The 12,745-nt window shown below is 67.5% G+C and carries 11 protein-coding genes; 10 read left to right on the top strand and 1 reads right to left on the bottom strand.

What is annotated here, in order from left to right:
• The coding region (locus tag A5787_RS28240) for a hypothetical protein (RefSeq protein ID WP_231994033.1) at positions 1-80 on the top strand (80 nt) is incomplete at its 5' end.
• A gap of 468 nt (positions 81-548) precedes the next feature.
• Positions 549-1,565 carry a cation diffusion facilitator family transporter gene (locus A5787_RS17870; RefSeq protein ID WP_066969352.1) on the top strand — a complete coding sequence of 339 codons (1,017 nt, stop codon included), beginning with the start codon at positions 549-551 and terminating at the stop codon, positions 1,563-1,565.
• On the opposite strand, the gene A5787_RS17865 is transcribed toward A5787_RS17870, so the two are convergent.
• Positions 1,562-2,854, bottom strand: coding sequence for an NRAMP family divalent metal transporter (locus A5787_RS17865; protein ID WP_066969350.1), 1,293 nt, complete (start codon positions 2,852-2,854; stop codon positions 1,562-1,564). The two genes, A5787_RS17870 and A5787_RS17865, sit on opposite strands and share 4 nt — an antisense overlap.
• Positions 2,855-3,120: 266 nt before the next feature.
• Between A5787_RS17865 and A5787_RS17860 the strand changes: the two genes are divergently transcribed.
• The 8 genes from A5787_RS17860 to A5787_RS17825 form a co-directional block, all read left to right on the top strand.
• Positions 3,121-7,422: an AAA family ATPase gene (locus A5787_RS17860; protein WP_197507235.1), complete on the top strand. Its 4,302-nt coding sequence runs from the start codon at positions 3,121-3,123 to the stop codon at positions 7,420-7,422.
• Positions 7,423-7,517: 95 nt separating this feature from the next.
• The gene (locus A5787_RS17855) at positions 7,518-8,315 is read left to right on the top strand and encodes a hypothetical protein (RefSeq protein WP_066969347.1); all 798 of its coding nucleotides are present in this window, start codon (positions 7,518-7,520) and stop codon (positions 8,313-8,315) included.
• 14 nt (positions 8,316-8,329) lie between these two features.
• Positions 8,330-9,514: a polyprenyl synthetase family protein gene (locus tag A5787_RS17850; RefSeq protein WP_066969346.1), complete on the top strand. Its 1,185-nt coding sequence runs from the start codon at positions 8,330-8,332 to the stop codon at positions 9,512-9,514.
• Positions 9,511-9,969 carry a hypothetical protein gene (locus tag A5787_RS17845; protein WP_066969345.1) on the top strand — a complete coding sequence of 153 codons (459 nt, stop codon included), beginning with the start codon at positions 9,511-9,513 and terminating at the stop codon, positions 9,967-9,969. The genes A5787_RS17850 and A5787_RS17845 overlap by 4 nt, the downstream gene beginning before the upstream one ends.
• Entirely contained in the window at positions 9,966-10,244 is a 279-nt protein-coding gene (locus A5787_RS17840; protein WP_066969344.1) for a hypothetical protein, read from the top strand. The genes A5787_RS17845 and A5787_RS17840 overlap by 4 nt, the downstream gene beginning before the upstream one ends.
• Complete coding sequence (locus A5787_RS17835) at positions 10,241-11,263, top strand: hypothetical protein (RefSeq protein WP_066969342.1); 1,023 nt, start codon at positions 10,241-10,243, stop codon at positions 11,261-11,263. Before A5787_RS17840 ends, A5787_RS17835 begins: the two co-directional genes overlap by 4 nt.
• Positions 11,256-11,660 carry an SCP-2 sterol transfer family protein gene (locus tag A5787_RS17830; RefSeq protein ID WP_066969340.1) on the top strand — a complete coding sequence of 135 codons (405 nt, stop codon included), beginning with the start codon at positions 11,256-11,258 and terminating at the stop codon, positions 11,658-11,660. Before A5787_RS17835 ends, A5787_RS17830 begins: the two co-directional genes overlap by 8 nt.
• Positions 11,657-12,745, top strand: a 1,089-nt coding sequence (locus tag A5787_RS17825; protein WP_156764002.1) for an FAD-dependent oxidoreductase, incomplete at its 3' end; no start/stop codon positions are given. The genes A5787_RS17830 and A5787_RS17825, both read left to right, overlap by 4 nt.

The following is a 12,745-nucleotide window of genomic DNA, read 5'->3' as shown; positions in this document are numbered from 1 at the left end:
ACCCCGGACCGATCGGCGAACGCGCCGACTGGTGGTGGTACGACCCCTTCCAACCCCAGCCACCGCCCACCAACAACTAGAACGGTTAGCGGCATCGCACCGACGCCCAAACGGATTGGGGCATCGAGAATTTCGATGGGGTTGCCCGCTGCAATCGGCTCTGGATCATCAATGACCTGAACGCCCGACTAACGCGAGCGCGTCGCTTGACCTGATATACCCTACAGGGGTATGGTTCCACCCATGAACGAAACTGGAAAGTGTGCCTGTAAATCAACCGGCTGCGGGTGTGGCGACTCCGCATGCACTCAAGGAGCCGGCTGCAAGTGCGGTCATCCCGATTGCACCTGCAACGACTGATCACGGTAGCTAAGGCCTCGACAGCGTCGAGGCCTTAGCTATGTCCGGGGCACGAGAGGGTCGGCGCGCATTGGCGAATCGAAAGGCAGAGCCGTACCCGCGATGCTGCATTTCGTGATGAGCGATCTCACGCTGCGATGGATGGTCGGAAGCCCGCACGGCCGCGGAATTTAATCTAGTATCTGCGCATGGATGCAGATAGTCGAGCATCTCATCAGCATGGCCACGGCCATGAGCATCCGAGCGGAATCCGTGGCGTCCTGGCGCAACTGTTCCGGCCGCACAGTCACGACGCCGCCGACAGCGTCGACACCGCACTGGAATCCAGCGCGATCGGCATCCGGGCGGTCAAGGTCAGCCTGGTTGGGCTGGGCGCGACCGCGGCCGTACAGGTCGTCGTCGCCGTCGTCTCCGGATCGATCGCCCTGGCCGCCGACACCATCCACAACTTCTCGGACGCCCTGACCGCGGTCCCGCTGTGGATCGCGTTCGCGGTGGGCAACCGACCGGCGACCCGCCGCTACACCTACGGCTACGGGCGCGCCGAAGACATCGCCGGCCTGTTCGTCATCGCCATGATCGCGCTGTCGGCGATCATCGCCGGGTACGAAGCCATCGTTCGGCTGATCCACCCCGTCACCATCGAGCACGTCGGCTGGGTTGCCGGCGCCGGCGTGATCGGCTTCCTAGGCAACGAACTCGTCGCCGCGTACCGCATCCGCATTGGCCGCCGCATCGGATCGGCGGCCCTGGTCGCCGACGGTCTGCACGCCCGCACCGACGGATTCACCTCATTGGCAGTGCTTTTCGGGGCCATCGGTGTCGCTTTCGGCTATCCGTTGGCCGACCCCATCGTCGGCCTGATCATCACGGTGGCGATCGTGGCGGTGTTGGGCCGCGCCGTGCGGGACATCTTCCGCCGGCTGATGGACGCGGTGGATCCCGAACTCGTCGACGTCGCCGAAGCGGCGCTGGCCGCCAGGCCTGGCGTCCGCAGCGTGCGCAGCGTTCGGATGCGCTGGATCGGGCACCGCCTGCACGCCGACGCCGAACTCGACATCGATCCCGCCACCAGCCTCGAGGACGCCCACCGCATCGCTCACGACGCCGAACACCAACTCACCCATGCCGTGCCGAGGCTCGACAGCGCGCTCGTCCACGCCTATCCGGCGCACACCGCTGCGCCGCCGGCAGATCCCGCTTAGGTCCAGCCGAGTGCCTGCGGCACCATGTAGAGCCCGAAGCCCATCACCACGAGGCACAGGGCCCAGGCGATGTATTTGCGTGGCCCGCGCATGCGCCACTCGTCGGGAAGCGCGCGCGCTTCCAGAGCCAGCAGCAGGCCCAGCACGATGGGCAGCAGCAACGCGTTCATCACCTCGACGTCGACGGCGAGGTTGACCAGGTCGACGCTGGCCAGCACGAGCACGGCGCCGAGGAGGTGGGCCAGCGCGTACGTGATGTAGAACTTGGCGGTGGCCCGGTTGGGTCGCTCGTTCAGGGTGTGCTTCCACCCGAAGACCTCCGAGAGTCCCCACGCCCCGGCCAGCGACGCGACGATCGCGGCGACCAGCGCCGCGCCGAGCATGCCCAGCCCGAACAGGACGGTGCCGCCGACGCGACCCAGGTACGGGGTGAGCGCGTTGGCGATGTCGCCGACGGTGTTCAGCGCGCCCTCGCCGCCGTGGGCTCCGATCGTCGAGGCCACGGTGATGACGACCGAGATCATGATCAGCTGGGTCAGCACGGCGCCGGCGGCGGTGTCGTGCCGGGCCTGGCGGATGGTGGCCACTGACAGGTGCTTGTCGACCACGGCGCCCTGTTGGTAGAAGACCATCCAGGGCATGATGACCGCGCCGACGTTGGCCGCGACCAGCAGCAGGTAGGACGAGTTGCCCAGCGGCATCGACTTCAGGCCCTCCACAAGGGCTTTGGGCTCGGGCCGCGCCATCAGCATGGCGACCAGGAAGGCCAGTTCGGCCGAACCGATGACGAGGCCGATCCGTTCCACGCGCCGGTAGCTGCCGGTCAGCGCCAGCGCCAGCAGCGCGGCCGTGGCGATCGGAACGCTCACCCACCGCGAGACGCCGAAAAGCTCTCCCACCCCCGCGACGCCGGCGAACTCGGTGAGCAACGCACCGATCGCCGAGGCGAACAGCGTGAACGCCGAAATCCACGCCCAGAACCGGCCGAATCGTTCCCGGATCAGCGCGCCGTGTCCCTTCTTGGTGACGACGCCCAGCCGCACGGTCATCTCCTGCACGACGTACAGGATCGGCATCAAGATCAACTGCGGCAGCACCATCCGATAGCCCCACTGGGCGCCGGACTGCGACGCGGTGATCAGAGAACCGGCATCGGTGTCGGCCAGCATCACGACCAGGCCGGGACCCCACACCGTCAGCAGGCCATACCTCAGCCACCGACCACGGCGGGACGCGGCGGCGGACGATTCGTCCGACGCGTCCGCCACCGGTGCGGTTGTTTCGGTCACGCTCGCTCCTTCGTGCGATAGCGGTGGACGCGCCACCGGCTCGCGATCAGAGTAAGGCTAGCCTAATAAGCTGCGGCCACCAGTCCCGGTTTCCGTGCGGAAGTCATTCGCCTCGGAGTTCCGTACTTTTTTGTAGACAAGTCTCCGACAACACGCCGACGGGATCAGCAAATAGTTTCGCGGCGGGCGACCCGGTCACTACGATGATTCGACAGCATCAGCAAAGGGACACCGAGGATGCAGATGAGCGCCACGTGACCGCCCCGGTGCTCGACATCGACGGCCGCATGGTCGATCGACGGCAGGAACTCACCGAACTGCGTGCCGCGGTGGACGCCGCGGGGCGCGCGGGCGGTGGGTGCGTCCTGCTCAGCGGGGTGCCGGGAGTCGGCAAGTCGACGCTCGTTCAGGCCTTCGGCGCCGAGGTGTCCGGCCGCGACTGCGTGTTTGCGTACGGGCGCTGCCGCGACGGCGCGCCTGCGCCGTACTCGGCGGTGGGAGACGCGCTCGGCTCGCTCGTCCGCACCATGGAGGCCACCGGCCCGGCCGAACGTGACGGCTGGCGCGCGGACATCGTCGAGGGGATGTCGTCAATCGCCGGCATCCTCGGGGAGCTGGTGCCGGACCTGGCTCGGGTTCTCGGCGGAGCCACCCAGGTGCCAGACCTCGATGCGGCGGATGCACGGCGGCGGCTGCACCGGGCCGTCGTCCGGCTGCTGTCCGACACCGCGTCCTATCGGCCCGTGGTGCTGGCGATCGACGACCTGCAGTGGGCCGATCGCGACACGCTGCTGCTGTTGTCCGAAGTCCTGACGGTGTCGCTTCGCAATGTCTTGGTCCTCGGTGCGCACCGCGCGGGTGGCTTCGACCCGCGCTCGGCCGGACTCACCTCTGAAAGCGTGCGCAACATCGAGCTCAAACCGCTATCCCGGGACGACGTCGAGGAGCTCCTCGCCGCGGTGGCCGGCCAGGGCGTGGAGCTGGGCGACGTGGCCGCCGAATTCCAGCACCGGACCGGGGGCAATCCGCTGCAGGTTCGTCAGCTGCTGTACCGCGCACAACGGGAAGGGGCGCTGACCCCGGTCGGCGCCGGCGGGCGCCCCAGTTGGGACTTGCGCATCCTCGCGTCGATCGAGGTCTCCGCCACGGCAGCCGAATTCCTCGGCCACTACCTCGACCAGCTGCGCCCGAGCGATCGTGCGGTGCTGCGTTGGCTGTCCTGCATGGGTGGCGAGTTCGACCTCGATGACGCTACGGCGGCCGCCGCGCAGCCGCCCGACGTGGTGGCGCAGGCGCTCTGGGCCTGCCTCGAGCTCCGTCTGCTCGAGGCCGTCGACAGCGGAGGCAGGCGGATCACGAACGCGATCAGTCGCGACGCCCGCTACCGCTTCAGCCACGACCGGGTGATCGAGGCGGCCCGGGACGGCCTGTCCGACGACGCCAAACGCGAGACACACCTGCGGATCGGCCGCCGGCTGGTCGACCACGGCGACGACCGGTTGTTCGAGGCCGCGCGCCACGTCGGCATCGGCGGACGTGGGCTCGCCGACGACACCGACCGCGTCCGATTCGTCGAGGTGCTCCGGCGCGCGGCGCGAAAGGCGAAGGCGCAGGCCTCGTTCCCATTGGCGCTCGAGTACTGCCGGAATGCTTTGGAGCTGCTCGGCGAACAGCGTTGGTCCACTCACGGTGCCCTGACCCGCGAGCTACAGCTCGACGCTGCGGAAGCCGCCCTGCTGGTCGGTGACGTTGCGGCGCTCTACGCGTTACTCGATGAAGCAGAGGCATTTCTGCAGGAGCCGCCCGACCGTGCGCGACTGGCCTACTTCAGGCTCAAGGGACGGGTGGCACAGAACCGTCTCCAGGAAGCGCTCGAGATCGGGCTGCGGGCGCTCGACGAGCTCGGCGAAAGGGTGCCCGCCAATCCGGGCAAGGCGAGCCTGGGCAACGCGGTCGTGCGGATGCGGCTGACGATGCGCCGCTGGAGCGACGAGAGGCTGCTGGACCTACCGCACTGCGATGACCGGCGCGTCATCGAGATCCACCGGATCCTCGCTGAACTGCGCAACATGTCGTACCTCGTCCGGCCCAACCTCTTCCCCCTGCTGGTGCGAAAGCAACTCGATCTCACGCTGGCCCACGGCCACACACCGTCCTCGCCGCTGGTAATCGCTGGCTACGGGTTGCTCCTCGTAGTGCTCGGCGATCACGCGGGCAGCCAGCGATTCGGCGAGGTCGCCATGGCGCTAACGGAGCGACCGGAGTTCCGGGAGGCCCGGCCCCAGACGGTGTTCATGCATCTGAACTTCATCCGGCACTGGCGCCACCCGATTCGCGATGGCTTGGCCGAGCTTCGCGACGCCGTCGAGGAGGCACTCGACCAGGGCGACCAGGAATACGCCGGATTCCTGGTCGCGGTAATGCTCTCCCAGTCGGTCTGGGTCGGTCGCCCCCTCGCCGAGATCGACGCCCTCGCCAGCGCTCTGGTGCCCCACATCCGTTCCCAGCCCGTGCCCAGCGCTTTGTGCCAAGGGACGCACCAATATTGCCTCAACCTGATGGGCCGCAGCGCCGATCCCTATCTCGTCGCCGGCGAGAGCGGTTTCGACGAGCGGGAGGTGTTGCCGGCGGCACACCGTGAGGGCGACGAGGTGGCCCTGGGTGCCGCAGCGGCCAGGAAACAGGGCCTGCACTTCTGGTGCGGCGATCCCGCCGGCACCGCGGCCGCCACGCCGGAAGCAATCGGGCACATCAGCGGTATGGCCGGCACCGCGGTCTCCCAACTCATCTACATGCTCGGCGCTCTTGGCATGATGCGGTGCGCGCCGCGGGACCGCGCGACCGTGCGCTTCGTCCGCCAGGCGCTGGCATTGCATCGCAAGTGGGCGGCGGGCGCCCCGGAAAACTACGCGGCATCGCACGCGCTGCTCCAGGGGTCGTGGGCGCGAGCGCGCGGGCAACACGCCCGGGCGGAGCGCTACCTGCACCAGGCGATCGAGCTCGCCGACGAAAGCCAGCTCGCAATAGTTGGCGCGTATGCCCACGAGGAGGCCGCCGCCCTCTACGCCGACACCGGACGGACGACACTTCGCGAACACATGCTGCGGTCGGCGTATCAGCGCTGGCTGAATCTAGGGTTCGCGGTGCGCACGGACTGGCTGGCACGAGAGCACCCCTGGCTGCTCCGCCGTGATCTCGTGCAGGGGGTTTCCGCTGGGATCGACCCGGTCGGCGCGCATCAGCTCCTGCGTGCGCTATCAGGGGCGCGGACCTCGGATGCCTTGGCCAACATCATCCTCGGCTCGGTCGCAGACACCACCGGTGCCGGCCGCGTCCTGTTCCTCACCGGCGACGCGGACAATCTGTCCGTCCGGGCCATCCACGATCACGGCGACTTATCGATCGTGGACGGGCCATGGACCGAGGTGGCCTACGACACGGAGATCGTGCGCCGCGCGATCGACAGCGGGTCCCCGGCCGTCGTCGCCGCGGACCGCCTGGCAGCGTCTCCGTCCGTCCTCGTCGTTCCGATTACCTTGCACGACACGGCAATTGGCGTGATTTATGCCGAGCGGGACCAGCCGGACGGCAACTTCGGCGCGGACCACGAGGAGGCGGTCGCCTTCCTGGGCGCCCAGGCCGCCGCACCCCTGTGGAACTTCCAACTCGAGGCGCGACTGCGGGCCGCCGACGAGTACCGACAGTCCCTCATGGACGTGCAATCGAGATTCGTGCCCAATGAACTGCTGCGCATCCTCGACATCGACGACCTCCGCCGTGTCCGCAGCGGCTATCGGGTGGAACGCGAGATGACCGTGCTCATCAGCGACATCCGGGGCTACACCACCATGCTCGAGGACATGGACGTCGCCGAGGCGAGCAACCTGGCGATGGGCTTTCTGCGGGCCGTCGAGCTCCCGATCGTCAGCTACAACGGCATGATCCAAGACGTGCGCGGGGACGAGATCGTCGCCGTCTTCGACTCGGAGCCCGACGCCGTCCGGGCGGGATTGGGAATGCTGCGCTCCTTGCGTGAGCACAACCGGGAGCGGGCGGCACTCGGCTCCGAGGAACTGCGGGCGGGCATCGGGATCAACACCGGCGCCGTCGGGGTCGGGCTCGTCGGCGGGGTGAACCGGATGGTGCTCACCATCATTGGCGATGCGGTGAACCTGGCTGCCCGCATCGAAAGCACCAACAAGCGTTACGGCTCCGCGCTGCTCATCTCCGACCGCACCTATAAGCGCCTCGCTCAATCGGAGCAGTTCGACGTACGTCGTATGGAGCGCGTCATGGTGGTCAACCGGCGGCGTCCGGTCACGATTTACGAAGTGTACGAAGAGGATTCGGCTGAACTTCGCGCCGCGAAGCGCGCGGCGCAGCCCGCGTTCGACGAGGCATTCGCACTGTTCGACGCGGGCGACGTCGACGCGGCGCGCGCCGCGTTCGAACGGTGCCGCGAGTTGTTGCCCGGCGATCCCGTGGCAACCTTGCACTTAGCGCACTGCGACGCAGTGGCTCGCGGCGAGATGACCCCCGGTCAGGAAATAGCGCTGCTGAATAAGTAATGCACTACTCGACTTTAAAAAAACTGCGTGAAAGTGCTATTCGATTACCGATTTTGTCTGCCATGATTTGAGCGACAGTCAGGAGGGTCACATCCATGTACCTGAGCGCTGAGCGGTTGGCCCTTGCCAACCAGACGGTCAAAGAGACATTCGAACAGTGCAGCGTCGCCTGGCAAGCCATCCCGCATTGGGACACCCGCGATCCCAGCCAGACGCAGGTTCCCAATGACAACGTGAAAAACCCTCAGATTTTGTCGCTAACGCCGCCGATCACGGTGCCGGCATTCAACGTCACTCTCGCCGAGGCGATCGCGCCAACGCCCGACGCGGTGCTGGCGACCGTGATCATCAACGCCGTGGCGCTCGCCGCGAAGGTCGATGACGCGGTATTCACGGCGCTCCGTACCGGCGCAAATACGGAGCAGATCAAGGGCTCGGCGACCACCCAGGAGATCCTCGACGCTCTCATCGCGGCCCGGGCGGACGTCGAAAACAGCGGGTACCGCGCGCCGTCGTGTCTCGTCACGAACACGAAGGGGCTCCAGGAACTCACCAAACTTACGACCAGTGGGTTCCCCGGCACCGACGTGCTGCTGCCTCCGGCGAACATCAACTCCCTCCAACGCGCTGGGGCGCTAGAAAACCCGGTGCCCAGCAAGAAATTCGTGTTGGCATATCTGCTCGGCCGGCGCCAGCGGATCGCGCCGGGGGACGCGATGGACGCGTCACCGGGCGAAGAGGCATTGGACCTCGCCGTCAGCATCCCACCCAGCCTGGAGGTCGTCGGCGAAGCTCTCCCGTTATCTCCCAACTCAATCCAACTGGTCGTCAAGATCGGGTTCGCGCTAAGGGTGAAGGATTTGAGCGGATACGTCGCGATCCTCAATCCGTAATGACTTAACCGGCAATGACGTCGACCCTGCCCGTGGCGCGCTCAGACAGAGTGCAGCCGAACCCGCTCGAGGAATATCTCGGCCTGTGCAGGGACGCCTGCATCGGCGAGATCAAGCGCCTCTACGGTCCCGGTCAGGGCGGCGCGAGCGGCCTGCACGAGATGATCCTCGACTACCCCATGCGCGGCGGGAAGGCGCTGCGGCCGGCACTGAGCATCGCGACCTGCCTCGGCCTCGGTGGTCACCTCGAGGCGATACTCCCGACCGCGGCCACACTCGAGCTCTACCACAACGCGTTCCTGATCCACGACGACATCGAGGACGAATCCTGGTGGCGGCGGGGCAAACCCACGCTGCACGTCGACCACGGCGTGCCGATCGCCGTCAACGTCGGCGATGCCATGCTGTCACTCTCGCTGCAACCGCTGCTCGACAACGTCGAACGCGTGGGACTCGGGCCCGCGTTGCGCATCCTGCGCGCCGTCGCCAAGATGACCCGCCTGACCGTCGACGGCCAGGCTATGGAGCTCGAGTGGGTCCGGTCCAACGCCTGGCGGCTCAATGATGCCGACTACCTCACAATGGTGGAGCTCAAGACCAGCTGGTACTCGTTCATCACGCCGCTGCAAGCCGGTGCGATCGCCGCGGGCGCTGGACCGGAACGAATGGCCGCACTGGAGTCCCTCGGCCGGCACCTCGGTGCGGCCTTCCAGATCACCGACGACCTGCTGAACCTGCGAGCGGACCCAGAGGAGTACGGCAAGGAGATCGGCGGGGACCTCTGGGAGGGCAAACGGACCCTGATGCTGCTGCACACGCTGCGGTGTGCCGAACCGGAAGACCGGGAACGCGCCGTGCAGATTCTGGCCAAGCGCCGCCCGGGCGTCGACCGCGAGTTAGGGATGTCCGAGCTGCTCGATCGACTCACGGCCAGCGGCCAACTGTCTCAGGTCGGCAGGGCCGAAATCGAGGCGCGCCTGCAGGGGCACTATCCCTCGGAGCCCAAGAGCCTCAACGACATTCGTTGGCTCTACGAGTTGATGCACCGCGTCGGTTCCCTCCGGCACGCCCGGGAGGTCGCCGCCCGGCAGACCCGGGAAGCGGCCGCCGCGCTTGCCCGCCTCGACTGGCTGCCGCGCAGCCGCCACCGTGATGTGCTCGCCGACCTCGTGGACTACGTGCACGGGCGGACCCGGTGAACCCCGAGGTACTGGTCGGCATGCTGGCGGAACTTGAGCGGATCCGCGAGCTCACCCTCGACCTGATTGAGCGCGAGACCCCGGGGTTGCTTCCAGCCCCGCCGGACGGCGCCGCTGGGCCGGAGCGTGCGGTGTTCGATCTACTTCTCGGCGCCCGGCGCGCGGTTCTCGGCAACCCGGCCGCCGCCCGGGGGCTGCACGACCTGCTCGTCACCGAGGGCCACCGCTACGCGGACACACCCGAGGGGGCACGGCTCCGCGACGGGTTGGTCGCCTCGGAAGCGGTGGAGAACCTGCGCCGCGTGTGGGAAACGGTCAGCCTCAACGTCCTCGACGGCCCCGCCGCACCCCGTGCCGCACCGGACGCCTGGGCGGATCTGTTGGCTGACGCTGTCATCGGGCATGGACTCGACGACTCCGTCCTGGCCCGCCTGCGGCCCGAGGGGTTCGCATGACGCTGAGAGACCCCCGTGAGGCGCTCGCCGACCAGAGCAACTTCATTGGTTACCTCGTCGGCCTCGCCAGGCTGGGCCGGGTGGTGCGTACGCTGGCCGACGGCGACCACCGGCCCGCCCCATCCCGCGACCCGGACGACTTCGTGCATGCGCTGCTCGGGCTTGCGAGCGTTAGCGCGGCTGTCGAGCGGCTCGCCAATTCGGCCACTGCACAATCGGATCCGGTTGCCGCGGCGCCACCCGACGCCACAATGACCGCGCGGTGGCTCCGATGACCGCCGTGCTCGCGGGCAGCGACTTCCTGCGCGCCCCGGTGCTCGCCGCAGCCCGGCCGGAGGGATTTAAGGAGTGGCACCACTTCGTTATCCACGGCCGGGGCTTCCGCCTCTTGGTCAACTTCAGCCTCACCAACGAAACGCTGAGCGAGGGTCGGTCCAGGCTTGTGCCACGGGTCATCGTGATCGCTCATGACCAGGAGTGGACGGGCGCCATCGAGCGATTCGACAGCTCCGCTTTGGACGTCTCGGCCGACCTCGGTGAGCTGACCATCGGAGCCAACAGAATGACCGTCCTACCCGACGGCTATCGCGTGTCAATCGTCCTGCCCCAGCATGATATTCGGGCTGAACTGCAGTTCGCCTCGGCGAGTCGGCCCTTCGTCGTCAACAACCAACCGGTGGGAGACGGTCGGATGTGCTGGCTCTTCGTGCCGAGGCTGCGCGCCCAGGGGTGGCTACGGATCGGCGGCCGGGAGCACCGCATCGACGACGACTACGCCTATCACGACCACAACTGGGGCCGGTTCTGGTGGGGCGATGACTTCGGATGGACGTGGGGCACGATTCTGCCCGCACGGCCCGACGATCCGTGGTCGATGGTCTTTCTGCAGATGACGGATCGGAGCCGGCTGCGCTGTTTGTCCCAGGCTCTCTACGTCTGGCACCGCGATGAACCGGCAGCGATATTCCGGCACGCCGCGGTGCGGACGCACTCGGACGGCCTGCTCGGCCGCGCGGCGGACTGCACCCTGCCACCCCCGATGCGGCTGCTCCTGGACGGCGAGGTACCCGGCGTGCCGGAGCGGATCGACATCACCGCGGCACGGGCCGGCGACACGGTGCATGCCGAGTTCCTCTCGAAGTCCTATGCGCGACTGGCGCAGCCGAGCGAGGTATGCCTGAACCGATCCACCGTGCTGTGCGAAACGGACGGCGCGGTCCGCGCGAGCGGAACGATCAACGGCGAGGACCTCGACTTCGCAGGCACCGGTGTATTCGAGTTCCTCTATGGCTGAAGGGATTTCGTCGGTGCTGCGGCGCTCGATCAGGCACCTCGAGGGCGAGGTGCCCGACAGTTACCACTTGCTCAAGGCCGTGCTCGGCCCAATGGTGGTCCAGCTCGACGTCGACGGGGACATCTTCTCGCTGCGCGGTGGTGACCGGCTTCAGGTGTCCGACGGTGCGGCGGGCACGTCCGATGTCCACATCACCAGTTCGCGTGCCGCCATCCTCGACCTCCTCGATGCCAGGGTGGGGCTCGGCGAGGCCGTCGAGGGGGGCCGGGTTTGCGTTCGAGGCGCGCTCGACGACGTCCAGCGCGCTCACGACGCGCTGCTGGCGTACGTTCACGCCGCGGTCCGTGCGCCGTCGCAACCCGGGCTGCTTTCCGAACTCCGTTCGGGGGCAGCATGACTGAGAGCATCTGCACCCCGGGATCGTGCGAACCTCGTCCCACTGTGGCAGTCCTCGGGGCCGGAATCGCCGGGCTTACCGCCGCGCACGAACTCGCGGAGCGCGGCTTCGTCGTCACCGTGTACGAGCCTCGCCGCGACGAACGCAACGGGCTGGGCAGCGCGCCCGCGGGGACATACCCGCCGGTCAAGCTCGGCGGGCTCGCCGCGTCACAGTACTCGACCGTGGGCACAACGGACGGAAGTCAAGCCGAGCTGCGGCCCTTCCCGGGCCGACGCGGTCAGCCGCGTCAGCCCGGGCGAGCGGTTGCGGGCGAACACGGCTTCCGCTTTTTCCCGGCGTACTACCTGCATACCTGGGACATGTTCCAGCGCATCCCCGTCTACCAACTCCTCGACGGGGCGTGGACACCGACCTCACGCACGGTTTACGACAACGTCCGGCGCGTGGTCACGCAAGGCATGACGGTCGACGGCAAGCCGTCCCTGGTCTTTCCCCGCGAGCTCCCCCGCAGTCCGGCCGAATTCGTCAGCGTCCTTGGCCAACTCGGCAGCTTGGGCTTCACAGCCGGCGATGTCGCGACGTTCACCAGCCGGCTGCTCCGCTACCTGGTCACCAGCCCCTTGCGTCGCGCATTGGAACTGGAGGACGTGTCCGCTTACGACTTCTTCGTCGGAAACGACAATCAGACCGCGACCAACCGGTTCTTCTACACACCACCATTCGACGCGATCCTGCGCCGAATGCCGAGGGTCCTAGCCGCTTTCGACTCCCGGTGGGGGGACGCGCGCACCAACATCACCACCTATCTGCAGCTGTACCTGAACATGGACCGCCGCGACGACAAGGCCGACGGTGTGCTCAACGGCCCCACCACCGAAGCGTGGTTCGACCACTGGTACCGCCACCTCGTCGAGCTCGGCGTCCGCTTTGTGCACAATGCGGCGAGGCGCCTCGATCCCCTAGCCTTCGACCCGAATCAGCCGCCGCACCTCAGGCCCCGCGTGCAGATCACGCTCGCCGACGGCACGCAGGTGAGACCGGACTACATCGTCGTCGGCGTCGACGCCCCGGCGGCCGAAATC

Source organism: Mycobacterium sp. 852002-50816_SCH5313054-b, from assembly GCF_001667185.1.
Lineage (GTDB): Bacteria > Actinomycetota > Actinomycetes > Mycobacteriales > Mycobacteriaceae > Mycobacterium.
The sequence above is the reverse complement of the archived record's forward strand: the minus strand, read 5'-3'. Positions and strand labels throughout refer to the sequence as shown.

Excerpts from the sequence above, each read along its gene's own strand:
- A5787_RS17870 (WP_066969352.1), top strand. The coding sequence starts at position 549 with ATGGATGCAGATAGTCGAGCATCTCATCAGCATGGCCACGGCCATGAG.
- A5787_RS17855 (WP_066969347.1), top strand. The coding sequence starts at position 7,518 with ATGTACCTGAGCGCTGAGCGGTTGGCCCTTGCCAACCAGACGGTCAAA.
- A5787_RS17850 (WP_066969346.1), top strand. The coding sequence starts at position 8,330 with ATGACGTCGACCCTGCCCGTGGCGCGCTCAGACAGAGTGCAGCCGAAC.
- A5787_RS17840 (WP_066969344.1), top strand. The coding sequence starts at position 9,966 with ATGACGCTGAGAGACCCCCGTGAGGCGCTCGCCGACCAGAGCAACTTC.
- A5787_RS17835 (WP_066969342.1), top strand. The coding sequence starts at position 10,241 with ATGACCGCCGTGCTCGCGGGCAGCGACTTCCTGCGCGCCCCGGTGCTC.
- A5787_RS17830 (WP_066969340.1), top strand. The coding sequence starts at position 11,256 with ATGGCTGAAGGGATTTCGTCGGTGCTGCGGCGCTCGATCAGGCACCTC.